At 71.9% G+C, this 24,971-nt stretch carries 24 protein-coding genes and 2 tRNA genes; 19 read left to right on the top strand and 7 right to left on the bottom strand.

Going from position 1 to position 24,971, the window contains the following annotated elements:
- Position 1: 1 nt before the first annotated feature.
- Both nudC and ACE4Q9_RS11505 read left to right on the top strand, forming a co-directional pair.
- Positions 2 to 946: an NAD(+) diphosphatase gene (gene nudC, locus ACE4Q9_RS11510; RefSeq protein WP_397984146.1), complete on the top strand. Its 945-nt coding sequence runs from the start codon at positions 2 to 4 to the stop codon at positions 944 to 946.
- Positions 947 to 1,003: 57 nt separating this feature from the next.
- A complete protein-coding gene (locus ACE4Q9_RS11505) occupies positions 1,004 to 1,597 on the top strand; it encodes a class I SAM-dependent methyltransferase (RefSeq protein WP_397984145.1) in 594 nt (197 codons plus the stop codon).
- 43 nt (positions 1,598 to 1,640) lie between these two features.
- Here the strand turns inward: ACE4Q9_RS11505 and ACE4Q9_RS11500 are convergent, their stop codons facing one another.
- Positions 1,641 to 1,883: a mycoredoxin gene (locus tag ACE4Q9_RS11500; RefSeq protein ID WP_030338954.1), complete on the bottom strand. Its 243-nt coding sequence runs from the start codon at positions 1,881 to 1,883 to the stop codon at positions 1,641 to 1,643.
- Positions 1,884 to 2,145: 262 nt separating this feature from the next.
- Between ACE4Q9_RS11500 and ACE4Q9_RS11495 the strand changes: the two genes are divergently transcribed.
- The 5 genes from ACE4Q9_RS11495 (at position 2,146) to ACE4Q9_RS11475 (ending at position 6,068) form a co-directional block, all read left to right on the top strand.
- Entirely contained in the window at positions 2,146 to 4,353 is a 2,208-nt protein-coding gene (locus tag ACE4Q9_RS11495) for an ATP-dependent DNA helicase UvrD2 (RefSeq protein WP_397984144.1), read from the top strand.
- 163 nt (positions 4,354 to 4,516) lie between these two features.
- Entirely contained in the window at positions 4,517 to 4,840 is a 324-nt protein-coding gene (locus tag ACE4Q9_RS11490) for a hypothetical protein (protein WP_397984143.1), read from the top strand.
- Between the two features lie 170 nt (positions 4,841 to 5,010).
- On the top strand, positions 5,011 to 5,379 hold the full coding sequence (locus tag ACE4Q9_RS11485; RefSeq protein ID WP_397984142.1) for a WhiB family transcriptional regulator: 369 nt from the start codon (positions 5,011 to 5,013) through the stop codon (positions 5,377 to 5,379).
- Positions 5,376 to 5,696: a hypothetical protein gene (locus ACE4Q9_RS11480; RefSeq protein WP_397984141.1), complete on the top strand. Its 321-nt coding sequence runs from the start codon at positions 5,376 to 5,378 to the stop codon at positions 5,694 to 5,696. Before ACE4Q9_RS11485 ends, ACE4Q9_RS11480 begins: the two co-directional genes overlap by 4 nt.
- A gap of 159 nt (positions 5,697 to 5,855) precedes the next feature.
- A complete protein-coding gene (locus ACE4Q9_RS11475; RefSeq protein WP_397984140.1) occupies positions 5,856 to 6,068 on the top strand; it encodes a hypothetical protein in 213 nt (70 codons plus the stop codon).
- 13 nt (positions 6,069 to 6,081) lie between these two features.
- Here ACE4Q9_RS11475 and ACE4Q9_RS11470 read toward each other — a convergent pair whose 3' ends face one another.
- Positions 6,082 to 7,494: an ABC1 kinase family protein gene (locus ACE4Q9_RS11470; protein ID WP_397984139.1), complete on the bottom strand. Its 1,413-nt coding sequence runs from the start codon at positions 7,492 to 7,494 to the stop codon at positions 6,082 to 6,084.
- On the bottom strand, positions 7,487 to 8,716 hold the full coding sequence (locus ACE4Q9_RS11465) for a TOMM precursor leader peptide-binding protein (protein WP_397984138.1): 1,230 nt from the start codon (positions 8,714 to 8,716) through the stop codon (positions 7,487 to 7,489). The genes ACE4Q9_RS11470 and ACE4Q9_RS11465 overlap by 8 nt, the downstream gene beginning before the upstream one ends.
- Positions 8,717 to 8,923: 207 nt before the next feature.
- Between ACE4Q9_RS11465 and ACE4Q9_RS11460 the strand changes: the two genes are divergently transcribed.
- The 4 genes from ACE4Q9_RS11460 (at position 8,924) to ACE4Q9_RS11445 (ending at position 12,815) form a co-directional block, all read left to right on the top strand.
- Positions 8,924 to 9,496 carry a M48 family metallopeptidase gene (locus ACE4Q9_RS11460; RefSeq protein WP_397984137.1) on the top strand — a complete coding sequence of 191 codons (573 nt, stop codon included), beginning with the start codon at positions 8,924 to 8,926 and terminating at the stop codon, positions 9,494 to 9,496.
- Between the two features lie 141 nt (positions 9,497 to 9,637).
- Positions 9,638 to 11,350, top strand: a complete 1,713-nt coding sequence (locus tag ACE4Q9_RS11455; RefSeq protein WP_397984136.1) for a TerD family protein — start codon at positions 9,638 to 9,640, stop codon at positions 11,348 to 11,350.
- A gap of 11 nt (positions 11,351 to 11,361) precedes the next feature.
- Positions 11,362 to 12,042, top strand: a complete 681-nt coding sequence (locus tag ACE4Q9_RS11450) for an AIM24 family protein (protein ID WP_397984135.1) — start codon at positions 11,362 to 11,364, stop codon at positions 12,040 to 12,042.
- A 17-nt stretch (positions 12,043 to 12,059) separates the two neighbouring features.
- Positions 12,060 to 12,815: an AIM24 family protein gene (locus ACE4Q9_RS11445; protein ID WP_397984134.1), complete on the top strand. Its 756-nt coding sequence runs from the start codon at positions 12,060 to 12,062 to the stop codon at positions 12,813 to 12,815.
- 94 nt (positions 12,816 to 12,909) lie between these two features.
- Here ACE4Q9_RS11445 and ACE4Q9_RS11440 read toward each other — a convergent pair whose 3' ends face one another.
- Positions 12,910 to 13,431, bottom strand: a complete 522-nt coding sequence (locus ACE4Q9_RS11440) for an NUDIX hydrolase (RefSeq protein ID WP_397984133.1) — start codon at positions 13,429 to 13,431, stop codon at positions 12,910 to 12,912.
- A complete protein-coding gene (locus tag ACE4Q9_RS11435; RefSeq protein ID WP_397984132.1) occupies positions 13,428 to 14,885 on the bottom strand; it encodes a zinc-dependent metalloprotease in 1,458 nt (485 codons plus the stop codon). Before ACE4Q9_RS11435 ends, ACE4Q9_RS11440 begins: the two co-directional genes overlap by 4 nt.
- Before the next feature lie 190 nt (positions 14,886 to 15,075).
- On the opposite strand from ACE4Q9_RS11435, the gene ACE4Q9_RS11430 reads away from it, so the two are divergent.
- The 4 genes from ACE4Q9_RS11430 (at position 15,076) to ACE4Q9_RS11415 (ending at position 18,338) form a co-directional block, all read left to right on the top strand.
- On the top strand, positions 15,076 to 16,200 hold the full coding sequence (locus tag ACE4Q9_RS11430) for an SDR family oxidoreductase (protein ID WP_397984131.1): 1,125 nt from the start codon (positions 15,076 to 15,078) through the stop codon (positions 16,198 to 16,200).
- 144 nt (positions 16,201 to 16,344) lie between these two features.
- Entirely contained in the window at positions 16,345 to 16,806 is a 462-nt protein-coding gene (locus ACE4Q9_RS11425; protein WP_397984130.1) for a molybdenum cofactor biosynthesis protein MoaE, read from the top strand.
- Between the two features lie 210 nt (positions 16,807 to 17,016).
- The gene (locus tag ACE4Q9_RS11420; RefSeq protein ID WP_397984129.1) at positions 17,017 to 17,190 is read left to right on the top strand and encodes a hypothetical protein; all 174 of its coding nucleotides are present in this window, start codon (positions 17,017 to 17,019) and stop codon (positions 17,188 to 17,190) included.
- Between the two features lie 50 nt (positions 17,191 to 17,240).
- Positions 17,241 to 18,338: a PDZ domain-containing protein gene (locus ACE4Q9_RS11415; RefSeq protein WP_397984128.1), complete on the top strand. Its 1,098-nt coding sequence runs from the start codon at positions 17,241 to 17,243 to the stop codon at positions 18,336 to 18,338.
- A 146-nt stretch (positions 18,339 to 18,484) separates the two neighbouring features.
- Here ACE4Q9_RS11415 and ACE4Q9_RS11410 read toward each other — a convergent pair whose 3' ends face one another.
- Positions 18,485 to 19,027, bottom strand: coding sequence for a PPA1309 family protein (locus tag ACE4Q9_RS11410; RefSeq protein WP_397984127.1), 543 nt, complete (start codon positions 19,025 to 19,027; stop codon positions 18,485 to 18,487).
- A gap of 164 nt (positions 19,028 to 19,191) precedes the next feature.
- Between ACE4Q9_RS11410 and ACE4Q9_RS11405 the strand changes: the two genes are divergently transcribed.
- The 4 genes from ACE4Q9_RS11405 to ACE4Q9_RS11390 all read left to right on the top strand — a co-directional run bounded on the left by ACE4Q9_RS11405 (position 19,192) and on the right by ACE4Q9_RS11390 (position 24,400).
- The gene (locus ACE4Q9_RS11405) at positions 19,192 to 22,107 is read left to right on the top strand and encodes a UPF0182 family protein (RefSeq protein ID WP_397987183.1); all 2,916 of its coding nucleotides are present in this window, start codon (positions 19,192 to 19,194) and stop codon (positions 22,105 to 22,107) included.
- Positions 22,108 to 22,148: 41 nt separating this feature from the next.
- Positions 22,149 to 22,222, top strand: a tRNA-Met gene (locus ACE4Q9_RS11400).
- A gap of 220 nt (positions 22,223 to 22,442) precedes the next feature.
- Complete coding sequence (locus tag ACE4Q9_RS11395) at positions 22,443 to 24,254, top strand: tetratricopeptide repeat protein (RefSeq protein ID WP_397984126.1); 1,812 nt, start codon at positions 22,443 to 22,445, stop codon at positions 24,252 to 24,254.
- A gap of 72 nt (positions 24,255 to 24,326) precedes the next feature.
- Positions 24,327 to 24,400 (top strand) — tRNA-Met (locus tag ACE4Q9_RS11390).
- A 149-nt stretch (positions 24,401 to 24,549) separates the two neighbouring features.
- Here ACE4Q9_RS11390 and ACE4Q9_RS11385 read toward each other — a convergent pair.
- Positions 24,550 to 24,966, bottom strand: a complete 417-nt coding sequence (locus tag ACE4Q9_RS11385; RefSeq protein WP_085566460.1) for a Fur family transcriptional regulator — start codon at positions 24,964 to 24,966, stop codon at positions 24,550 to 24,552.
- Between the last annotated feature and the right edge of the window lie 5 nt (positions 24,967 to 24,971).

The following is a 24,971-nucleotide window of genomic DNA, read 5'->3' as shown; positions in this document are numbered from 1 at the left end:
CGTGACCACCTGGACCGACGACACAGCCGACCGACCCATCTCGCTGACCGCCACCGGCGGCATCGACCGCGCCGCTCACCACCGGCTGGACGAGGCCTGGCTCGCGGCGGCGTGGAGCCACCCCTCGACCCGCTGCTTCGTGGTCTCCGGCGGCCAGGTGCTCGTCGACGAGACGGCCGACGGCCGCACCGAACTCGTCATGACCCCCTCCTTCGAGGCCCCGCTCACCGAGGCGCACCGCTACTTCCTCGGCATCGACGAGGACGGCGTCGCCTACTTCGCGCTCCAGAAGGACGCGCTGCCCGGCCGCATCGACCAGTCCGCGCGCCCGGCAGGCCTGCGCGAGGCGGGCCTGCTGCTGTCCCCGCGCGACACCGCGCTCATGGTGCACGCGGTCGGCCTGGAGAACTGGCAGCGCACCCACCGCTTCTGCTCCCGCTGCGGCGAGCGGACCGTGATCGCCGCGGCCGGGCACATCCGCCGCTGCCAGGCCTGCGGCGCCGAGCACTACCCGCGCACCGACCCCGCCGTGATCATGGCCGTGACCGACGCGGAGGACCGGATCCTGCTCGGCCGCCAGGTGCACTGGCCGGAGGGCCGCTTCTCCACGCTGGCCGGCTTCGTGGAGCCCGGCGAGTCCATCGAGCACGCGGTGCGCCGCGAGGTCGCCGAGGAGGTGGGCGTCACCGTCGGCGGCGTCGAGTACGTGGCGAGCCAGCCCTGGCCCTTCCCGTCCAGCCTGATGCTCGGCTTCATGGCGCGCGCCACCACCACCGAGATCAACGTCGACGGCGACGAGATCTCCGAGGCCCGCTGGTTCTCCCGCCAGGAACTGCACGAGGCCTTCGAGTCCGGCACGGTCCTGCCGCCCTTCGGCATCTCCATCGCTGCCCGCCTGATCGAGATGTGGTACGGCAAGCCGCTGCCGACGCGCAGCTTCGTCTGAGGGGCTCCGGGTGGGCCGGGACCGTACGGGAACCACAACGTCCACTACCACCGGGCCGTGCTGGCCGCCGTACCGCCCGGCTGCCGCACGGCCCTGGACGTCGGCTGCGGCGATGGCCTCCTGGCCCGCAAGCTCGCGGCCCGTGCCGAGCGGGTCACGGCCGTGGACCGCTCACCGGAGATGCTCCGCCAGGCTCGCGAGGCCGGGCCGCCCCGGAACGTGACCTTCATACAGGCTGACTATCTCGACGGCCCCTCGCTCGGTGTCCACGACTTCGTCACCGCGGTGGCCGTCGTCCACCACGCCCCGTTCGCGGCGGCGATCACCGGTCTGACCCGGCTGCTCGCGCCCGGTGGCCGCCTGGTCGTCGTCGGCCTGGCCCGTAATCACACGCTCCTGGACTGGGTGATCAGCGGCTGCGGGCTCCCGGCGAGTCGGCTGTACGCCCGGCTGCGCGGCGGCAGGCGCGGCCCGGCGGGCATGCCGGTGCGGGACACCGAGCTGCACTGGGGCGAGGTCCGCGCGCTCGCCCGCCGCCTGCTGCCGGGCTGCCGCTTCCGGCGCCGGCTGCTGTGGCGGTACGTGCTGGTGTGGGACAAGCCGGCGACGGCCCCCGGCACCGCTCCCGGCACGGGAAACGGCGGCTCCTGAGCCGCTCCGGGCCCGGGAACCGCCGTTCACCCGCTCGGGCGCGTTACGCCGCGAGCTTCTGCTTCACCTGGGCCAGCGAGGGGTTCGTCAGCGTGCTGCCGTCCGCGAAAAGCACGGTCGGGACCGTCTGGTTTCCGCCATTCGCCTTCTCCACGAAGGCCGCCGACTCGGGGTCCTGCTCGATGTTGATCTCGGTGTAGGCGATGCCCTCGCGGTCCATCTGGCTCTTGAGCCGACGGCAGTACCCGCACCACGTCGTGCTGTACATCGTCACAGTGCCCTGCATGTCTCTCGCGCTCCTCAGGCAACTCGGTAAAGGTCGTCCGGAGGGGGAACGCGGGGGAACGCTCCACCATTCCCGCCGGGGGTATGCCGGGGAGCGTGCCCTCTACCTGGGCGTTCCCGGCGGAGGCGGGCGCCCGGCCCGGACCCGCCCGCTGCGACACCGGAGGCATGAGGCTGTGACGCCGGACGTACTAGTACGACTATGAGGTCCCGCCTGTGGACAACCGCCGCGGCCGTCCCGCGCGACCTGGCAGCATGGCTGTGTGACAGCAGCAACGCACTCCACCCTCCTCCCGCAGGTACCGGACGTCCCGGACTCGGCCGACGCGGTGCTCGAAGGGCTCGACCCCGAGCAGCGCGAAGTGGCCACCACCCTGCGCGGCCCGGTGTGCGTGCTGGCCGGCGCGGGCACCGGCAAGACCCGCGCGATCACCCACCGCATCGCCTACGGGGTGCGCTCCGGCATCCTCCAGCCCGCCAGCGTGCTCGCCGTCACCTTCACCAACCGCGCCGCGGGCGAGATGCGCGGCCGGCTGCGCCAGCTCGGCGCCCAGGGCGTCCAGGCCCGCACCTTCCACTCCGCGGCCCTGCGCCAGCTCCAGTACTTCTGGCCGAAAGCCGTCGGTGGCAGCTTGCCCCGGCTGGTCGACCGCAAGGTGCAGCTCGTCGGCGACGCGGCCGCCCGCCTCGGCACCCGGCTCGACCGCGGCGAGCTGCGCGATGTCACCTCCGAGATCGAATGGTGCAAGGTCACCCAGACCATCCCCGCCGACTATCCGTACGCGGCCGCGAAGGCCGGCCGCGACGCCCCCCGCGACCCCACCGAGATCGCCCACCTGTACGCGGCGTACGAGGACCTCAAACGTGAGCGCGCGGTGATCGACTTCGAGGACGTCCTGCTGCTCACCGTCGCCGTCCTCCAGGACCGCCAGGACATCGCCGAACAGGTGCGCGCCCAGTACCAGCACTTCGTGGTCGACGAGTACCAGGACGTCAGCCCCCTCCAGCAGCGCCTGCTGGAGCTCTGGCTCGGCGACCGCGACGACCTGTGCGTGGTCGGCGACGCCAGCCAGACCATCTACTCGTTCACCGGAGCAACGCCCGACCATCTGCTCGACTTCCGTGCCCGCCACCCCGGAGCCACCGTCGTCAAGCTCGTCCGCGACTACCGCTCCACCCCCCAGGTCGTCCGCCTCGCCAACGGCCTGCTCGCCCAGGCCCACGGCCGCGCCGCCGACCACCGGCTGGAACTCGTCTCCCAGCGCCCCTCCGGCCCCGAACCCGTCTACACCGAGTACACCGACGAGCCCGCCGAGGCCGAGGGCGCCGCCCGCCGCATCCGCGAGCTGATCGAAGCCGGCGTCCCCGCCGCCGAGATCGCCGTCCTGTTCCGCACCAACTCCCAGTCCGAGACCTACGAGCAGGCACTCGCCGACGCGGGCGTCCCCTACCAGCTGCGCGGCGCCGAGCGCTTCTTCGACCGGCCCGAGGTGCGCAAGGCCGGCGTCGCCCTGCGCGGCGCCGCCCGCTTCGGGGACAACGACTCCCTCCTGGACGACGTCGTGGACCTGCCCTCCCAGGTGCGCGCCGTGCTGTCCGGCGAGGGTGGCTGGACCCCCGAGCCCCCGGCGGGCTCCGGCGCCGTCCGAGAGCGCTGGGAATCCCTCGCCGCCCTGGTCAGCCTCGCCCAGGACCTCGCCGCCGCCCGCCCCGGCGCCACCCTCGCCGACTTCGTCGCCGAACTGGACGAGCGGGCGGGCGCCCAGCACGCCCCCACCGTCCAGGGCGTCACCCTCGCCTCCCTGCACGCGGCCAAGGGCCTGGAATGGGACGTCGTCTTCCTGGTGGGCGTCGCCGAGGGCATGCTGCCCATCAGCTACGCCAGGACCGACGAACAGATCGAGGAGGAGCGCCGCCTCCTGTACGTCGGCGTCACCCGCGCCCGCGAGCGCCTGCACCTCTCCTGGTCCCTCACCCGCTCACCCGGCGGCCGCCACAGCCGCAGGGCCAGCCGTTTCCTCGACGGACTGCGCCCCGGCACCACCCCCACCGTCGGCCGCAGCGCCGGGTCCACCGGAGGCGTCGAGCGCGGCATCCGGGGCGCGGACACCACCGCGGTGCCCCGGCGCGCCCAGCGCAGCCCGGCCCGCTGCCGGGTCTGCGGCCGCACCCTCACCGACGCCGGCGAGATGAAGCTGATGCGCTGCGAGGACTGCCCCTCCGACATGGACGAGGGGCTGTACGAGCGGTTGCGCGCATGGCGCGCGATCCAGGCCGCCAACAGCGGGCAGCCGGACTTCTGCGTCTTCACCGACCGCACCCTGATGGCCATCGCCGAGTCCCGCCCGGACAGCGCCGCCGAACTCTCCCGCATCCCCGGCGTCCTCAGCCGCAAGCTGCGCAGCTACGGAGCCGAAGTTCTGGCCATCTGCGCAGGTCAGGAGCTCGATGGCGAGATCGAGGCGGACTGATGCGAACTCGTCGCAAAAATAGTTTGCGCATGCGCCGGGAATCCCCATAGGTTCTAGGCACGGAAGCAGCGGCCTTCTCCAAGGCCCGCTCTCCGTGATGTACTTGCATATACGAAACGGACCGGTTCACCGGTCCCTGAGACGCCGAGAGGAGGCGAGTCCAGTGATCAGCATCAACGTCAGCGACATCCGCACGGCCAAACTGACCGATCGCTCGGCCGTCTCCCTGTGCCTGCTCGGCGCCCTTGACCGGGGCACCGGTCTGTCCGGCATCCGTGCCGCGCGCCCGGCGTCCTCCCTGCTCGTCGCGGGCCTTCCCGTCCGTGACGAGCGCAATGAGCGACCGACCAAGGCACTGGGAGCAGTAGAGGCGCAGGCGACTGCCTATGCCTTTACGGCGACTGGTGCCGGATTCCGGAAGCAGACGACGCAGCACCACCAGATGTGGGCCTTCCGTGGGCCAAAACCCTGGAGTTATCCAGCCTGACTCGATCAGGCCGGCGCCTTCAGGGCCGCGGAACCCCATCCGGGATCCGCGGCCCTTCAGTTTTTCCCGAACGGGAAGGACGGCGCGAAGGGGCCTCGGGACAAGAAAAGAACCCGGTACCAGCCGACACCCGGTCAACCGGCCGGACGACCAGACGAGGAAGACCACCCGTGCAACTCGAAGCGCACGCCCCGTCCGTACCGCCTTCGCAAACGATCCCCCCGCCCGGCCTCACGGAGGACTCCACCTTGTTCCCGCTCACCGCGCTCACCGCGCTCGACGACGCCATCGAGAACCTCGGCGTACCCGTCCCGTGCCGCTCCTACGACCCGGAGGTCTTCTTCGCCGAGTCGCCCGCGGACGTGGAGTACGCCAAGTCCCTCTGCCGCACCTGCCCCCTGATGGAGGCCTGCCTCGCCGGGGCGAAGGAGCGGCGTGAGCCCTGGGGCGTCTGGGGTGGCGAGCTGTTCGTCCAGGGTGTCGTCGTCGCCCGGAAGCGGCCGCGCGGCCGCCCGCGGAAGAACCCGGTCACAGCATGAACATCACCGGAACGATCGACCGCCCCCTCACGCACGACCCCAAGAAGCAGGCCCCGATGAAGCCGTCCACCAGCGAGCCCGCAGGCTCCGTGACCCCAGACTCCGCCTCCGGCGCGACCGAAGCCCGCCAGAACAGGACCCGAGAGATGCAACTCATGCAAGAAGCCCTGGCCCGTGCGCATATGCACGAGCGCCTCCATGAGGCCCAGCGGCAACGCCAGGCCAACCGCTTGGCCGTCGCCCAGCGCATGCAGCGCCGTGCCGAACGCGCCTCCCTGCGCGCCCGCCGCGCACTCGCCATGGCCGTCATGCAGTAGCGACCGCAGAGACCGCATACGAGAACAAAGGTGCCTCCCCGTGCCGGGGAGGACTCGACCGATGCGGTGAGATCACACGGGGGCCGGTCCGGCCGAACGGACCGGCCCCCGCGGTGCGTTCTGCGTGCCGCCCGACGGTGACGGAGTTATCGTCACCGGATGACGAGTCTTCCTCCAGGAAGCGATCAGGGCGACCGCACGGAGCGCCCGGCCCCCCTCGTGTGCGCCCGCTGCGGTGCCCCCGCCCCCGCCCCCCACCCCGTCACCTGGACCTGCTCGGTGGAAGACGGCGTCCCCCGCTATTTCTGCGCCGCCTGCTCCCGCGACAACCTCCGCGCCATCGAGGGCCGCCTGGACTCCCACTGGTGGTGATCCACCACCGGGGTCACGCCTCCGCCGCGGACTCCTCGGCGACGTCGACTTCCAGGTGTTCCTCCTCCGTCTCCTCCAGATCTTCCGCATCCTCAGTCAGGAAGAAGCCCGGCAGCCAGGACTCCAGCTCCTCGCGGAGGCGGACCGTGGCGCCCAGCTGGCACAGGACGCCGATGGTGCTGAGGGTGACGCGGTGGATGAGGAGGTAGGCGGGGGGCAGGTTGAGCTGCTTGCCGAGCTGGTAGGCGGGGGAACGCGGATCGGCGATACGGGCGGCCTGGCTGCGCATCCAGGAGCGGGTGAAGGTGAACGCGTCCACGCGGGCCGGTTCGATGATCGGCAGCAGATAGTCGAGGACCGCGTCGGGATCGAGCTCTATGGATTCCTTGACGAATCCCTCCTCGCACAGCAGCTCGTAGACCGTCTCCGCGTCGCCGTCCAGCGTCAGCCGCAAAGAGATCCCGATCGGCGTCGGCAGCCCTCCGGGAAGCCGGTCGACCGTGCCGAAGTCCAGGACCCCGAGCCGCCAGTCGTCCTCGCCGTCCGGGCCGCCCGGCAGCAGCCGGAAGTTGCCCGGATGCGGATCGGCGTGCAGCAGCCCGGTGCGGGCCGGGCCCGAGAACAGGAAGCGGGCGAGCAGCTGACCGGCCCGGTCCCGCTGCTCCGGCGTGCCGTCGGCGATGATCTCCGACAGCGGGATGCCGTCTATCCACTCCGTCACCAGCACCTGCTCGCACTGGTGCACCACCGCCGGGACCACCACGTCCGGATCGCCCGCGAACTCCCGCGCGTGCGCCGTCTGCGCGGCGGCCTCCAGGGCGTAGTCCAGCTCCTCGGAGACCCGGTCCCGCAACTCCGCGATCAGCGGCTTTATGTCCACGCCCGGAATGAGCGGCCCCAACAGCCGGGCGAAGCGGCCCAGTTGGACGAGGTCGGACAGCAGGGCCTCGCCAGCGCCCGGATACTGCACCTTGACCGCCACCTCGCGGCCGTCGTGCCACACCGCCCGGTGCACCTGGCCGATCGAGGCCGCGGCCGCCGGCTTGTCCTCGAACTCCTCGAACAGCTCCCGCCAGTCCGGTCCGAGCCGCTCGGTGAGCACCGCGTGCACCGTACGGGTCGGCATCGGCGGGGCCGCCTCCTGGAGCTTGGTCAGGGCCACCCGATAGGGTCCGGCGACCTCCTCGGGCAGCGCGGACTCGAAGACGGACAGGGCCTGCCCGAACTTCATGGCCCCGCCTTTCAGCTCGCCCAGCACCTTGAAAAGCTGCTCCGCCGTGCGCTGTTGCAGCTCCCGGCCGACGATCTCCGCGGATTCGCCCACGATCCGCTTGCCCAGCCCCCAGGTCGCCCGGCCGGCGAAGCCCAGCGGGAGCGCGGCGAGCTTGGCGGTCCGGGTGACCGCCTTGCGGGGAAGATCAGACATGCGCCCTCCAAGTCCCTGTCGGCCGCGCCGCGCCCGCTTCGCGTGCCCGCTCCGTCGACGGCCGTTGCACCGCCATTGTCGCGCGTGCGGGCCCGCGGATTGCGGAGTGTGCCCCGTCTGCTTTGTCACCCTCCCTTTCCGCCGAGCCGCAGCGGCAGGCCGGGTGCGGCGGGAGGGGGCGGGAATGCCAGTTCAGACCGGGTAGGGACGCCTCCCAGCGGGCGCCCGCGACGGAGGGCGACGCGCCGTCCAGGAAGGCCAGGGCGTGGGCCGCGGCCAGTCCGGCGACCGCCGTGGAAAGGGCAAGGTCACAGGCCCCGACCGGGCGGTTTCCGGCGCCGGAGCGCCACTGGGCAAGCAGCCGGGGCCAGGCCGGGTCCCGGTCCGTGCGCGACTCGTGTAGACAGCCGGCACAGGCCGTCTCGCCGGGCAGCACCAGCGGGCCGACGACTCCTGTGCCCTCCACCACACCCGCGTACAGATGGGGGGTGCCCGAGGCGAGCAGCGGCTGCGCGGCGCGCGGGTCCGGGGCGTGCACGGCCACCTCGTCCCGTGGCGCGAGGATCACCAGGGAGAGGCCGGGTTCCCCGGCGCCGGAGCCGGGGGAGTGGGCGTGGCGGGGAGGGCGGTCCGGGGCGGCCCGGCGGACGGCCGCCGCTGCCGCCGCGGCCCGCAGGTCACCGACCGACTCGGTCGGCAGTCCGCCCGGCGCCACGTCCCACGGCCGCACCCGCCCCTCGTCGCGCACCTCCACCTCGCCGACGCCCGCTCCCGACAGCACCGCCGCCACCACGGCCCCCACCCGACCCGCGCCGAGCACCCGGACCCGCAGCGCGCGGCGGGCGGCCAGCCGGGCCAGCGCGCCGCCCGGCTCCGGCGAGGTCAGGGAGAGCGAGGCGAGGTCGGGGCGCAGCCGCCGCAGCACCTCCGTCTTCCCGCGCAGCGCTTCCGCGGCCGGTCCACCGCCGCGCGCGTCGTCCACCAGGCCCGCGCGGGCCAGCCGGTCCACCAGCGTGTCGACCCGGCCCTCGGGGAGCTTCAGCCGGCGGCCCTCGGCGCGCAGCAGCGGCAGCCCGCGGGTGCCGTTGAGCAGGTCCAGGAAGCGGCTGGTGGCGGTGTCCATCGGGCCCAGTGTCAGCGCGTGCGCGGGCGTCATCCCGAACTGCACTGTGCCGAGATCGCGCCAGCCGCGGCGCAGCGCGGGTTTCACCACCGGATGCATGACAGGCCCCCATTTCCCTGTATCGGCATGACTGTCAGGACAGCAGCGGATCGGTCGTGTTCCGCCGACGCCTGCCAGCATGCCCGCTCGGCCCGCGAGGCGTGGAAAGTTATCCACAGGCGACGGTGATCTTCATATGAGCCGGCAGGCACGGCGAACCATCCGGGAGCCGGGACTTTGCCCCTGCTCAGCGGGTAACGTCGGGGCGTGTCCGCCGACCCCTTGCAGCACCGCGCCGGAAAGACAGAGCGCAGCGCGACGAGCGCGATCGAGGTCCGCAGGAGTGCCCGACGCCGCCGCACGGTCTCCGCGTACCGCGAGGGCGATCGTACGGTCGTACTGATCCCCGCCCGGATGTCGAAGGCGGAGGAGCAGCGCTGGGTGACCGTCATGCTCGACAAACTCGCCGCCCAGGAGAGCCGGCGGGTGCTCGGTGACGCCGAGCTGGCCGAGCGCGCCGAGCGGCTCTCGGCGCAGTTCTTCGACGGCAGCGCCCGCCCGGCCTCCGTGCGCTGGGTCACCAACCAGAACACCCGCTGGGGCTCGTGCACCCCGGCCGAGGGGAGCATCCGCCTCTCCCACCGGCTCCAGGGCATGCCCGAGTACGTCATCGACTACGTGCTCTGCCACGAACTGGCGCACCTCCTGGTCCCCGGCCACGGTCCCGACTTCTGGCGGCTGCTGGAGGCGTATCCGCGCACCGAGCGGGCCCGCGGCTATCTGGAGGGCGTGGTCGCCGCCGCACGGCTGCCGCATGTGCCCGACGCGCAGGGCGAGTGACCCCCCGGCCCGCGTATGTGTGGCCGGAATCGGTTGTGTACCGGGTCTGTACCGACGGGGACCGGCCGGAGTGAAGACCGGACACAGCCGTTAGCCTGGCGCGACGCACTCATATTTCGGGATGGGGGACGGTCGTAGCGCATGGCCAGGGAATTCCAACGCGGCCACAAGGCCAGGATCAGTGACCTCACGGCGGGCACCGATCTGTACGTAGGCGTGCAGATCGCCGGCCCCGGACTGACCTTCGACATCAGCTGCTTCGGCCTGGACGCCGAGGAACGGCTCTCGGACGACCGCTACTTCGTCTTCTTCAACCAGCCGAAATCGCCGGAGGAGTCCATCCAGCTGCTCGGGGCCCAGGCGGGCGACACGGAGTCGTTCCGGGTCACGCTCGACCGCGTCCCGGAGCGCGTCCGCAAGCTGTCCTTCACGGCGACGCTCGACGGCGCCGGGCAGATGTCGCAGGTCGGCCCCGGTTACCTGCGGATCGTCGCGGGCGGCGAGGAGGTCGCCCGGTACTCCTTCACCGGTGCGGAGTTCTCCACCGAGCGGGCCGTCATGCTCGGCGACATCTACTTCAAGGACGGATGGCGGTTCGCCGCGGTCGGACAGGGCTTCGACGGCGGCCTGGAGGCGCTGCTGAAGAACTTCGGCGGCGAGGTGCTGGAGGAGGAGGCGCCCGCCGCGCCGGAGCCGCAGTCCGGTGCCCCCGGCTTCGCCCCGCCCGCGTTCGCCCCGCCCACCGAGGCCGCCACCCCGCCCGCGTTCGCCGCCCCGCCGGGCCCCGCCCCCGCGGCCCCCCAGCCCGCCGCCCAGGGCTACGCCCCGCCGGTCGGCAACACGCCCCCGCAAGGGTTCACACCCCCCGGCCAGACCCCGCCCCCGGCCCCGACCGCGCCGGACGTGCACGGCGCACCGACGGTGATCGCACCCCTGACCCCGCCCGCCGGGCCGACGGGCACCGTCCCACCCCCCGTCCCGCCGCCCGCCCCGGCCCCCGCGCCGTACGGGCAGCCGCCGCAGCAGCCGTCGTACGGCCAGCCCCCGCAGCCCTCCTACGGCGGCCAGCCCGCCGCCCCGATGGCGCCCGGCTACGGCGGACAGCCCGGCGCGCCGATGCCGCCGGGCTACGGGCAGATCCCCGGCCAGCAGGCCGCCTCCTACAGCGTGCCCCAGGGCGCCCCGCAGGGCGGTGCCGGTGTGGGCGTCGCGCTCCAGAAGTTCAAGGAGACGCCCACCGGGCAGCGCTGGACGCAGCAGAACAAGAAGCTCATGCGCGTCGACCTCGGCATCGGCGGACAGCCGGTGCTGGCCAAGCAGGGCAGCATGGTGCTCTACCAGGGCAAGGTCGATTTCGGCTACAAGGGCGCCGGTTTCGCCGGACGCATCGTCGGCAACACCACCGGCCAGGAGATGCAGCTGATGCGCTGCACCGGCCAGGGCCAGGTGTTCCTCGCCGAGAACGCCACCAACCTGCACCCGATCGAGCTCCAGGGCGACGCGATCTGCGTGTCCGCCGAGAACGTGCTCGCCTTCGACGAGACCCTCCAGTACGAGGTCCGCCGCATCGAGGGCCACGGCATTCCCGGCGGCGCGCTGTTCACGATGCAGTTCCAGGGCACCGGCACCATCGTCGTCAAGACGCACGGCACACCCGTGGTGCTGCCGGTCACCCCGACCACCTTCGCCGACTGCAACGCGGTGGTGGCCTGGTCGGCGGCCGCCCAGGTGATCGTCTCCAGCCAGGTCCGCATGCGCCGCAACGCCTACCCCGGCGACACCGGCGAGAGCGTCAACCTCCAGTTCCGGGGCGCGCCCGGCAACTTCATCGTCGTCCAGCCGTACGAGGTCTGAGGGAGCCCGTCATGAACCAGCCGCTCGCGGGCTTCGCTCCCGCACCCGTCACCGCCCGTATGGCGAACCACGGCGACTACATGCTCAAGGTCGCCATGCAGACCGGCAACGACCTCTTCGCGCGCGTGGGCTCGATGGTCGCCTACGAGGGCTTCGTGCAGTACGAGCCCAACCCGCCGGCCGTCCGCCAGATCGCCCGCGACTGGATCACCGGCGAGGGCGCCCCGCTGATGAAGTGCTCCGGGGACGGGCTGCTCTATCTCGCCGACTACGGCGCGAACGTCGTCGTGATCAACCTCGACGGCGACGGCATCTCCGTCAACGCCACCAACCTGCTCGCCTTCGACGCCCACCTGAGCTGGGGCGTGGAGCGGGTCAAGGGGCTCGCGAAGTTCGCCGGGCAGGGCCTGTGGAACACGCGGATCTCCGGGCAGGGCTGGGTCGCCCTGACCTCCCGCGGCACGCCGATCGTCGTGGACTGCGGCGGCGGCGAGGACGAGACGTACGTGGACCCGGACGCGCTCGTCGCCTGGTCGCCGAACCTCAAGGTCAAGGGCAAGCGCAGCTTCAAGGCGCAGTCGCTGATCGGCCGGGGCAGCGGCGAGGCCTACCAGATGGCCTTCTCCGGACAGGGGATCGTCGTCGTCCAGCCCAGCGAGGACAGCACCGACCGCCTGCGGGTCCGGGGCTGAGGGGGAGTCAACACGCCATGCAGAGCCCGATTTTCGCGTACAACGACAATCAGACGCAGGAGCGCTGGAGCCTCCAGAACGCGCAGCTGCTGCGCGTCGTCCTGGAGGGCCACGACGACCTCCTGGCCCGCAAGGGCACCATGGTCGCCTACCAGGGACTGGTCGAGTTCGACGCCGAGTACCGCAGCGGCAACCAGCGGCGCGCGCGTGCCCACACCGGCGAGGGCCTGGACCTGATGCGCTGCCACGGCCAGGGCACGGTCTATCTGGCCAACCTCGCCCAGCACGTGCACATCATGGACGTGGAGCAGGACGGGCTGACCGTCGACAGCTCCTACGTCCTCGCCATGGACTCCTCGCTGCACCACGAGGTCATCGCCGTCGACAGCCTCTACGGCATCTCCGGCTCCGGGAAGTACCAGCTCAACATCACCGGGCGCGGCCGGGTCGCCCTGATGACCTCGGGGTCGCCGCTGCTGATGCAGGTCACCCCGGACCGGTACGTCAACTGCGACGCCGACGCGATCGTGGCCTGGTCGACCGGGCTGCGCGTGCAGATGCAGGCCCAGACGCACTCCTCCGGGGTGTGGCGCAGGCGCGGTGACACCGGTGAGGGCTGGGAGCTGAGCTTCATGGGCTCCGGGTTCGCGCTGGTCCAGCCCAGCGAGCTGATGCCGCCGCAGCACGCGGTGATCGGCCAGGGCCTCGCCGCCCAGTTCGGCATGGGCCAGCACGGGGCGCGCGGCGCCAACCAGGGCAACGTCTGGAGCTGACCGCCGGGGGACGCACACCCGTAGGCAGCAGCAGAACGCCGATCCGTAGGGCGGAAGTAAGGGGCGATCGCCATGGCGGTCGCCCCTTACCGGCTCACAGCCTCGCGCGGGTCGCGGCCAGGAGCCGTACGACCGACTCGTCGGCCACGCTCGCGACCTCGTCGTAGCCGAACCAGCGCAGGTCCAGGGACTCGTCGCTGATGGCTGCGACGGCGCCGGCGGGGGCCAGCGCCGCGTACTGGACGTCGTAGTGCCAGTGGCACGGCGACGGGATCGGATGCCGGTCCAGGCGCACCGGGCCGCCGGGCAGCAGCGTGAGCCCCGCCATGCCCGACTCCTCGGTCGCCTCGCGCAGCGCGGCCGCCGCCACGGTCGCGTCGCCCGGCTCGCAGTGGCCGCCCATCTGGAGCCACATCCGCAGCTTGCGGTGGAGGGTGAGCAGCACCCGGCCGCGCTCGGGATCGATCACCAGGGCGCTCGCCGTGACATGGCCCGCGTGACAGGCCTTCCACATGCCGTCGGGGTGGGCCGCCAGGTGGTCCAGGTAGGACTGGCGCAGCTCGTCCTGGCCCTCGTACCCCTTGAGGACGAGGACCGCGTCGTCGTACAGGCTCACTCGGTGTCGTCGCCCCCGGCCTTGTCGCCCTTGTCGCCCTTGTCGTCGTTCTCGGCGTCCTTGCGCAGGTCCGGCTTGCCGGCGGCCTCGCCGAGCATCTTGTCCAGCTCGGAGAAGTCCAGCTGCTCGCGGTGCACGAAGCCGTCCGGGTCGTCCAGGTCGGTCGCGGTCGGCAGCATGTCCGGGTGGTGCCACAGGGCGTCCCGGCCGTCGACGCCGCGCGCGTCGGTGAGCGAGGCCCACAGGCGGGAGGCGTCGCGCAGCCGGCGGGGGCGCAGCTCCAGGCCGATCAGCGTGGCGAACGTCTGCTCGGCCGGGCCACCGGTGGCGCGGCGGCGGCGCAGGGTCTCGCGCAGCGCGTCGGCGGACGACAGACGGGGCTTGGCGGCGGCGTGGACCACCGCGTCCACCCAGCCCTCCACGAGCGCCAGAGCGGTCTCCAGGCGCGCCAGGGCGGCCTTCTGCTCGGGCGTGTCCTCGGGCTGGAACATGCCTTGCTGGAGCGCGTCCTGAAGCTGCTCCGGGTTCTGCGGGTCGAACTGGCCGACCACGTCCTCCAGCTTGGCGGTGTCGACCTTGATGCCGCGCGCATAGCCGTCGACCGCGCCGAACAGGTGCGAGCGCAGCCACGGCACATGCGCGAACAGCCGCTGATGGGCCGCCTCGCGCAGGGCCAGGTAGAGCCGGACCTCCTCCAGCGGCACGCCCAGGTCCTTGCCGAACGCCTCCACGTTGGCCGGCAGCAGCGCGGCCTTGCGGGCCGGGCCGAGCGGCAGGCCGATGTCCGTGGAGCCGACGACCTCGCCGGCGAGCACACCGACGGCCTGCCCGATCTGCGTGCCGAACATGGCGCCGCCCATCGAGCGCATCATGCCGATCAGCGGGCCCGCCATGGCCTGCATCTCCTCGGGCAGCACATCGCCCATGGCCGCGCCGACCCGCTCGGCGACCGGGTCGACCAGCTCGCGCCAGGCGGGCAAGGTCGCCTCGACCCACTCCGCGCGCGACCAGGCGACGGCCGAGGCGGAGCCCGACGGCAGGGAGGTGGCGTCGTCCAGCCACAGATCGGCCAGGCGTACGGCCTCCTCCACGGCCTTGCGCTCGGACGGGCCGACGCTGGCGTCCTTGGTGCCGTCCGCGGTGCCCTGGGCGACCGTCTGGCGGGCGATCTGCTTGGCCATGTCCCAGTTCACCGGGCCGCCCTCGTAGGAGAGCATCTGGCCCAGCTGCTGGAACGCGGCACCGAGGTCGGTGGGGTTCAGCGAACCGAACATGGCAGCGAGCGGATTGTCGGCGCCGGGGCCGCCAAAGCCACCGGCTCCGGGCATGCCGCCGAAACCGAACGGGTTGGCCGGTCCCTGCTCACCACCGCTCTGCTGGTCCTTCTTCTTGCCCTCGTCGCCGTCCTCCGGCTCCTCCGGCGGAAGGCCGAAACCGAATGGGGTGTCACTCACGGGATTCCTCGGCTGGTAAGGCCACCGGTCTTCTCCGGCGGCGCGGCTGCCCGACAACACCACCCAGCGTAGACACCCGGACCCGATCGGGCCTCGATGCTCCGCCCGCGGGAGCCCTGCGGCAGGATGGATGCACCTCGTACGCGCGCGTCACCGCGCCCGTACAGAAGACAACCGCTGGAGATGCCGGGTGAGTTCCCCAGATCCGCAGGTTCGCGCAGCGCGAAACCACTCAGAGGCGTCCGCCGGGCGCAGACCCGCCGTGCGCGGGCCCGTCGTGGCGGTCACCGGCGCCGCGACCGGCGTCGGAGCCCTGCTCACGGCGCGGCTCGCCGCGTCGGAGGAGATCCGGCGGGTCGTCGCGATCGACGAGCGGCGCGGGGAGTGCGAAGAGGCGCAGTGGCACATCCTGGACGTCCGCGATCCGGCCATCGCCGACAAACTGCGCGGCGCCGACGTGGTCGTCCACCTCGCGCTCGACCTGGATCTCGGCAGCGACGCGGCCGCGCGGACCGCTTACAACGTCCGGGGGACGCAGACCGTGCTGACCGCCGCGGCGGCGGCCGGCGTGCACCGGGTGGTGCTGTGCACCTCCGCGATGGTCTACGGCGCGCTGCCGGACAACGAGCTGCCGCTGTCGGAGGACGCCGAGCTGCGGGCGACGGCCGAGGCGACCGGTGTCGGCGACCTGCTGGAGATCGAGCGCCTCGCCCGGCGCGCGCCCCGCGCACACCCCGGTCTGAACGTCACCGTCGTACGCCCCGCCGTGCTCGTCGGCGGCACGGACACCGCGCTGACCAGGTACTTCGAGTCGCCGCGACTCCTTGTGGTGGCCGGGTCGCGGCCCGCGTGGCAGTTCTGCCATGTCGAGGATCTGTGTGGGGCCCTGGAGTACGCCGTCCTGGAGAAGGTCGAGGGGGAGCTGGCGGTCGGCTGCGACGGGTGGCTGGAGCAGGAGGAGGTCGAGGAGCTCAGCGGCATCCGGCGCATGGAGCTGCCCTCGGCGGTCGCGCTCGGCGCGGCGGCCCGGCTGCACCGGATCGGGCTCACCCCGTCACCGGCGGGCGACCTGGCCTACACGATGTACCCGTGGGTGGTCAGCGGGAGCCGGCTGCACGACGCGGGATGGCGGCCGAAGTGGACCAACGAGGAGGTCCTCGCGGAGCTGCTGGAGGAGGTCTCCGGGCGGCATACGGTGGCCGGCCGGCGGCTCGGCCGCAAGGACGCCACGGCGGCGGGCGCGGCCGGCGCGACGGTCGCCCTGCTGGGCGCGGCCGCGGTGGTACGGCGGGCCCGCAAGGCGCGCCGGCGGTAGGCGGCGCCCGTACGGGCGTCAGGCCGGCCGCGGCCGTACGGCCCTCGCGGCCGGTCCCGTCCGTACGAGCATCCAATACGACCGCGCTCGCGCCGGGTGAACCTCGTATTCCTCGCCGTCCCGGCCGTGCGGCACGATGGGGGCATGGCTGAGATGAGCGAGCACCCCGGCGAGCGGGCCGCGCAGGATCCCGTCAAGCTGATCGGCGTCCGGGAGAGCGCGCTCTCGGTGGACGAGGTGTTCCGGGCGGTCGGTGACGCCGCGGCTGGCGGGATCGCGCTGTTCGTCGGGACGGTGCGCAACCACGACGGGGGCGCCGACGTGGACGCGCTCGGCTACTCCTGCCATCCCAGTGCCGAGGCCGAGATGCGGCGGATCGCCGAGAAGGTCGTCGCGGACCATCCGGTGCGGGCCCTGGCCGCCGTGCACCGGGTCGGGGAGCTGGGCGTGGGGGACATCGCGGTGGTCGTCGCCGTGGCGTGCCCGCACCGCGCGGAGGCCTTCGAGGCGTGCCGGAAGCTGATCGACGACATCAAGCACGAGGTGCCCATCTGGAAGCACCAGAAGTTCTCGGACGGCACGGAGGAGTGGGTCGGCGCCTGCTGACACGGACGGGGGCGCGCTGAAGTGAACCGGACGCGCCGAAAAACGGGCGAGCCCTGTCGAAACGGGGCGGAGCGCTGCGCCGAACCGGTCACTCCCGGCCCATCACTGTCTCCGGTTGCGTAACCGACCCCCGCACGTGAGCGTTGTGGGTGCGGATGGTTAATCTGCTGATCAGTCAGTTGCGGACGCTCACAGTGTTGGGAGGTCGGCATGGGCGCGCTTGTCTGGCTGCTGATTCCGCTCATGGGTGCGGTCGGCGGCGGGCTGTGGGGCAGTTGGGCCAACAGGACGCGCAGGGCCCGTAGCGACGGGCCCGAGCTGGACGGATACGCCCGGTTCCGCGAGGCGATGGAGCGGTCCACCACGGGCGCGGGCGGCGTCTGACAGGGGTGCCCTGACAGTGCGCCGACAGACGCGTCACGTACTGTCGGGGCATGCCACGCCGCACCGCGACGATGCTCGCCTCCACCCTGATGCTGATCGCGCTCCTGTGCGCCGGAGTGCTCATCCCCGTGCCGTACGCGGAGATGTCCCCCGGCCCGACCGTGAACACGCTCGGGGACCATCAGGGCGAGCCGGTGCTCCAGATCTCCGGCCGCAAGACGTACCCGACGGACGGTCACCTGAACATGACCACCGTGCGCGTGACCAGCGTGGACTTCCGGATGAACCTGGTGGAGGCCGTCTACGGCTGGCTGTCGCGCGACAGCAAGGTCGTGCCGCACGACACGCTCTACCCGAAGGGGACGACGGAGGAACAGTCCTCTCAGCAGAACGCCGAGGAGTTCAGCCAGTCCCAGGAGAGCGCCAAGGTCGCCGCCCTGAAGCAGCTGAACGTCCCGGTGAAGTCCTGGGTGATCGTCTCCACCGTGGTCAAGGGCTCCCCGGCCGAGGGCAGGCTGCACGCCGGTGACGTGATCAAGGCGGTCGACGGCCACGCGGTCAGGCAGCCCTCCGACGTCGCCGGCTTCGTCACGAAGCACAAGGCGGGCCAGAAGGTGGTCTTCACCGTCGTCCCCGCCAAGGAGCAGGCCGCCGCCGAGAAGGCCCACAAGACGGCCGTGAAGACCCAGGACGTCGCGATCACCACCGCCGCCTCCGACGACAGCGGGCCCAAGCGGGCCATCGTCGGCATCTCGGCCGGGACCGATCACACGTTTCCGTTCACGATCGACATCAAGCTCGCCGATGTCGGCGGTCCCAGCGCCGGTCTGATGTTCGCGCTCGGCATCTACGACAAGCTCACGCCGGGCGACCTGACCGGCGGCAAGTTCGTGGCCGGCACCGGCACCATCGACGACAACGGCACCGTCGGGCCGATCGGCGGGGTCGACATGAAGACCGTCGGCGCGCGGAACAAGGGCGCCCAGTACTTCCTGACGCCCGCCGACAACTGCGCCGAGGCCGCCGCGGACAAGCCGGGCGGCCTCACCCTGGTCAAGGTGAAGACGATCAAGGACGCGCTGGCCGCGCTCAAGGACATCCGCGACGGGAACACCGCTGCCCTGCCGAAGTGTACGGCCAAGGGCTGAGGCCGGCCGGAGCGACGTGACATGACCGGGGGCCGCCGCTCGGGCTGAGGGCGGCCCCCGGTGCCGTGACAAGGAGCAGGGGCGCCCCCAGCGGCGAAAGCCGGCGGCACCCCTGCTGTCGTACAAGAAGATCGGTCGGCGGGAGATCAGTCGGCGAACGTCGCCGTCAGGGCGTCCGCGAGGCCCGGCACCAGGTCGGGGCCGGTGAGGACCTCGGTCGGGGAGTCCTTCTCGCGCAGCCGCAGCGCCGACTCGCGGGCGCCGCCGCGCAGCACCGCCACCGTCATCCGCACCTCCTGGCGCTCGGGGTGGTCCGCCACCCACTTGGCCAGCTTGGCCTCGCTGAGGTTCTTCGGGACCTGCGCCTCGGCGGACGGCGGCAGCATCAGCCGCTCCACCGTGAGCGCGCAGCCGGCCACCGCGTCGGGCCAGGCGATGGTGGCGAGGAACTCGTCGAGCGGCTTGCCGGACGGGATCTCGTCCTGCTCGATCGGGGTGAGACCGGCGGTCTCGGACTCGCCCTCCAGACCCAGCTGGGCCGCGAGCGCGGGCTCCTGGCTGCGCAGCCGAGCGGTGTCTACGAGGGCGAAGAGGCGAGCGGGCTGGTCCCAGCCGAGGCCGGAGGCGTACTCGTCGATCTCGAGTACGGCCCGGGTGAGCGGGCTCGCTGCCATGGGAGTGTTGGACATGGTCACAATCCTGCCTCGTTCCCCACCGGAATCGGGAACCGAGCAGGGCCTGAGTAAGTTGCATATGTGTCGGCCCGCGATCACGGGGGGCCACCGGGGCCCGCGGAGCACGGGGGCCCGAGGGATCGAGAGCGAATTTCGAGGGGCGCACCTTGGCTTTCCAGATGCCGGACCGCGGCCAAGGCCCTGCGGGGCCACGGACGGGGGCGAGCCGACCGTCCCGGCGGGTGAGGGTCCTGCTCCTGACGCTGGGCGTGCTCGCCGTCCTCGGTATGACTTTCAGCATGTTCGCCGGCTTCTGGACGAACTGGCTCTGGTACCGGTCGGTGCACTACTCGTCCGTGTTCACCACCACCCTGTGGACCAAGATCGGGCTGTTCTTCGTCTTCGGTCTGCTGGCCGCGTCCGTGGTCGGCGTCAACATCTGGCTGGCCCACCGGCTGCGGCCCCCGCTGAGTGCCATGTCCATGGAGCAGCAGAGCCTGGACCGCTACCGGATGGGCCTCGCGCCGTACAAGACCTGGCTGCTGGTCGGTGTCTGCGCCCTGGTCGGGCTGATCGCGGGCGCCTCGGCGGCCGGCCAGTGGCGCACCTGGCTGATGTGGGTGAACGGAGTCCCCTTCCACAAGAAGGACCCCCAGTTCCACCTCGACATCGCCTTCTACGCCTTCGATCTGCCCTGGTTCCGGTTCCTGCTGGCCTTCGGCTTCGCCGCCGTCATCCTGTGCCTGATCGCCGCCGCCTTCACGCACTACCTGTACGGCGGGCTGCGCCTGACCAGCCCCGGCGCGCGCGCCACCGCCGCCGCGACCGGGCACCTCTCGGTGCTGCTCGGCCTGTTCGTCGCCCTCAAGGCGGTCGCCTACTGGCTCGACCGGTACGGCCTGGCGGTGAAGTCCAGCGCCTTCAAGGACACCGGCGACTGGACCGGTCTGCGCTATGTCGACGCCAACGCCTATCTGCCGGCCAAGACGATCCTGTTCTGCATCGCCGTCATCTGCGCCCTGCTGTTCTTCGCCACCCTGTGGCGGCGCACCTGGCAGTTGCCCGTCATCGGCTTCGGCCTGATGGTCCTGTCGGCGATCCTGATCGGCGGGCTCTACCCGGCGATCGTGCAGAAGTTCCAGGTCGAGCCCAACGAGCAGGCCAAGGAAGCCCCGTACGTCCAGAAGAACCTCACGGCGACCCGCGCGGCGTACGGCATCGACGACAGCGAGGTCACCCCGTACGACGGCAAGTCCACCACCACGGACAAGGCCAAGCTGCGCGCGGACGTGGACGACGCGGCGAGCATCCGGATCATGGACCCGAACATCGTCTCGCCGACGTTCCAGCAGGCGCAGCAGATGAAGGACTACTACGGGTTCCCGGCCAACCTCGACGTCGACCGGTACCTCACCAAGGACGGCAAGCTCCAGGACACCGTCATAGGCGTGCGCGAGCTGAACCTCGACGGCAGGGGCATCAAGCACAACTGGATCAACGACCACTTCCGTTACACGCACGGCTACGGCGTGGTCGCCGCCAAGGGCACCGAGGCGGCCGACGGCCAGCCCGTCTTCACCGAGTCCGACCTGCCGTCCAAGGGCGACCTGGGCACCTACGAGCAGCGGGTCTACTACGGCGAGAAGACCACCACGTACTCCATCGTCGGCGGCCCCCAGAAGGAGATCGACCGCCCCACCGACAACAACGGTGAGGTGACGACCAGTTACACCGGCAAGAGCGGTGTGAACCTCGACAACCCGCTCAACCGGGCGGCGTACGCGATGGCGTTCAACGAGCCGCAGATCCTGTACTCGGGTGCGATCGGCAAGGGCTCGCGGATCCTGTACAACCGCACGCCCAAGGAGCGCGTCGAGGCGGTCGCCCCCTGGCTGACCATCGACGGCGACGCCTACCCGGCCGTCGTCAAGGGCCGCATACAGTGGATCGTCGACGGCTACACGACGTCGAACGGCTACCCGTACTCCTCCCGTACGACCCTCGGCGACACCACGGCCGACTCGCTGACCGCCGGCAGCGACAACCGCAGCGTGGTGGCCCCGCAGAACCAGGTCAACTACATCCGCAACTCGGTGAAGGCGACCGTCGACGCCTACACCGGCGAGGTCAAGCTGTACCAGTGGGACACCGCGGACCCGGTGCTGAAGACCTGGATGAAGGCGTTTCCCGGCACGGTGCTGCCCAAGAGCGCGATCTCCCCGCAGCTGCTGTCCCATCTGCGTTACCCCCAGGACCTGTTCAAGGTCCAGCGCGAGCTGCTCACCCGCTACCACGTGACGGACCCGCAGACCTTCCTCACCGGCAGCGAGGTGTGGCAGGTGCCGAACGACCCGACCAACAAGTCGGGCGACGCGGTGCCTCCGTACTACCTGAGCATGAAGATGCCCGGCCAGAGCGAGCAGGCGTTCTCGCTGTCCACCACGTTCACCCCGAGCGGCCGGGACAACCTCAGCGCCTTCATGTCGGTCGATTCCGAGGCGGACAGCAAGGACTACGGCAAGATCAGGATCTTGAAGCTGCCGACCAGTACGACGGTCGACGGGCCCAAACAGGTCCAGAGCCAGTTCAACTCCGAACAGGACGTCGCCGCAGCGATCAAGCTCCTCAAGGGCGGCGACTCCGAGGTGGAGTACGGCAATCTGCTGACCGTGCCGCTGGACGGCGGGCTGCTCTACGTGGAGCCGGTCTATGTACGAGGCGGCGGACTGAAACTCCCGTTGCAGCGCAAGGTGCTGGTCACCTACGGGGACCGGCCGCCGGCGTTCGAGAACACGCTCGGCGAGGCGCTGGACAAGGTGTTCGGCACCAGCTCCGCCGCGGCCGGTTCACCGGACGACGGCTCCAAGGCCCCGCCCGCCACCCCGCCCACGGCGAGCGATCCGGACGTCCGGCAGGACCTGGTCGATGCCCAGAAGGCCTTCGACGCCGGGCAGCGGGCCCTGAAGCAGTCCGGCGGCCCCGACTGGGACGCGTACGCGAAGGCGCAGAAGGACCTCAAGGCGGCGCTGCAACGGGCCCAGGACGCACAGAAGCAGCAGCAGAAGCAGCAGGAGCAGCCGAAGAAGAAGGGCTGATCACGACCGCCCCGCGCCGTGATACGGTTGGCTCACAACGGCGCGGGGTGGAGCAGCTCGGTAGCTCGCTGGGCTCATAACCCAGAGGTCGCAGGTTCAAATCCTGTCCCCGCTACTGATATCGAAGGCCCGGATCCTTTACGGATCCGGGCCTTCGTGGTGTGTGAACTCGCGGCGCGCGAACACAAGTTGGGGAAGGAGTTCGCGCCGCGCCGCCGTGAGGAGCGGGGCGCTGTGTGTTTGACTTGTCGCCCTGTGGGCATGTCGACAAAACGCTGAAGTGACCTCACGGGGTGGGGTATACCGGGTGTACCCAGGTTGCGGGTGGTGCGACGATGGACGTTATGGGGGACAAGGCAACTCTGTTCGAGTCAGGGCGATTTGTACAGACTTCCGGTGAGGGGCCGGCCCGCGACGAGGTGGGCGACATGACCGAAGCCGCCGACGAGGTGCGCCTCGCGCTCGCCGCGCGCAGCGGTGACGCGGAGGCGTCCAGCGTCCTCGGCGCCATGCTGCTGCGCCGCGGCGACCTCGACGGTGCCGAGACCCATCTGCGGGCCGCCACCGCGGCCGGTGACCGGGCCGCCGCCAACAACCTGGGCGTCCTGCTGCACCAGCGGGGGTATGCCGAGGAGGCCGCCGGGTGGTGGCGGATCGCCGCCGTCGCCGGTTCCGCGGCCGCCGCGCACGCACTCGGCCGCTACCACCGCGAACGCGGGGACGAACCGGCCGCCGAGTACTGGCTGCGCCAGTCCGCCGAGCAGGGCCATGTCCTCGGCGCCTACGCGCTCGCCGACCTGCTGGAGCACCGCGGGGACGCGGCGGCCGGGCACTGGATGCGGCTCGCCGCCGAGCGCGGGCACCGGGAGGCGGCGTACCGGATCGCGCGTGCGCTCGACCGGGAGGCCGGCGACCGGGGCGAGGGCGGGGGTGACAACGCTGTCGCGGAGGCCGAGCAGTGGTACCGGCAGGCCGCCGCGCGCGGGCACCGGCGGGCCGCCCTGCACCTCGGGGCGATCCTGGAGCAGCGCGGGGAGCTGAAGGAGGCCGGGCGCTGGTACCTGACCTCCGCCAAGGACGGCGAACCGCGGGCCGCCTGCGCCCTCGGCTTCCTGCTGCGGGACGCCGGGGACACCGAGAGCGCGGCCGTGTGGTGGCTGCGCGCCGCACAGGAGGGCGACGGCAACGCGGCCAACGCGCTCGGCGCGCTGCACGCCGAGCGGGGCGAGACCCAGACCGCCGAGCGCTGGTACCGGGCGGCGCTGGACGCGGGGGACGACAACGGCGCGTACAACCTCGGGCTGCTCTGCGCCGAGCAGGGCCGCACGGCCCAGGCCGAGCAGTGGTACCGGCGTGCCGCGTACGCCGGGCACCGGGAGGCCGCGAACGCGCTGGCCATCCTGCTGCTCCAGGTCGGCGACACCTCCGGCGCGGAGCCGTGGTTCTCCAAGGCGGCCGAGGCGGGGAGCGTGGACGCGGCGTTCAACCTCGGCATCCTGTACGCCGGGCGCGGCGAGGAGGCCATGGCGCTGCGCTGGTACGAGCGGGCGGCCTCGGCGGGGCACACCGAGGCCGCGCTCCAGGTCGGCATGGCGCGGCTGCGCGAGGGCGACGAGCGGACGGCCGAGCGGCATCTGCGGTGCGCGGCGGGGGGCGGCAGCGCGGAGGCGGCCTACCGGCTGGCCGCGCTGCTGGATGCCCGCCGCCCCCCGCGCCCCGCGCACGAGCTGGGGGAGAGCGTCCAGCAGAAGGCCGAGTGCGAGGAGTGGTACGAGCGGGCGGCCGAGCAGGGGCACCGCCGGGCGCAGGTGCGGGTCGGCATGCTCGCCTCAGCGCGCGGGGACGTGGTCGAGGCGGCGCGCTGGTACCGGGCGGCGGCGGAGGCGGGCTCGCGCAACGGGGCGTTCAACCTGGGGCTGCTGCTGGCCCGAGAGGGAAGCGAGCCGGAGGCGGTGGTGTGGTGGACGCGCGCGGCCGACGACGGCCACGGCCGTGCGGCCCTGCGCCTCGCCCTCGTCTGCGCCCGCCGCGGGGATCTCGACGAGGGGCAGCGCTGGGCGACGCGTGCGGCGGAGCTGGGGCCCGCGGAGGTCACCGAGCGGGCGGGCCGGCTGCGGGACGCGCTGCGCGAGGAGCTGTCCGCGTGAGTGGCCCTGGTCACTCGGCCTCGAATGGATTTGCTTCCGTCGGCTTCCCTCGCGTAGTGTCGTGTTCACCGACGCGGGGTGGAGCAGCTCGGTAGCTCGCTGGGCTCATAACCCAGAGGTCGCAGGTTCAAATCCTGTCCCCGCTACTGAAGGCCGAGGGCCGGAATCCAGAAATGGGTTCCGGCCCTCGGCCGTATGCGCGTGACCTCCGCGAGACACGAAAAAAGGAGCCCACAGGGGGCGAAAAAAGGAGGGGGCTCGCGCCCCCTCCGTCACCGCGTGAACCGCCGAGCCGTCACGCGCCCGCGCACTCCGGGCACAGCCCCCGGTACGTCACCTCGACGTCCGACACCGTGAAGCCGAAGCGCTCGGTGTCGGGGAGGTCGGCCAGCGGGTTGCCCGTGGGGTGGACGTCGCGGATCGCGCCGCAGCGGGCGCAGACCAGGTGGTGGTGCGGCCGGTGTGCGTTCGGGTCGTACCGCTTGGCGCGCTTGTCGGTGGAGACCTCCAGCACCTCACCGAGCGTGACCAGCTCGCCCAGGGTGTTGTAGACGGTCGCGCGGGAGATCTCCGGCAGCTTCGCGACAGCCCGCGCGTGGACCTCGTCGGCCGTCATGTGCACGTGCTCGCCGTCGAGGACCTCGGCCACCACGCGTCGCTGCGCGGTCATCCGCCATCCGCGTCCACGCAGCCGTTCCAGAAGGTCGCTCATGGCTA

Origin of the sequence: Streptomyces sp. AM6-12 (genome assembly GCF_044327085.1) — a bacterium.
Classification (GTDB): domain Bacteria; phylum Actinomycetota; class Actinomycetes; order Streptomycetales; family Streptomycetaceae; genus Streptomyces.
Note: the sequence above shows the minus strand (reverse complement) of the source record. Positions and strands in the feature narration are given on the sequence as shown.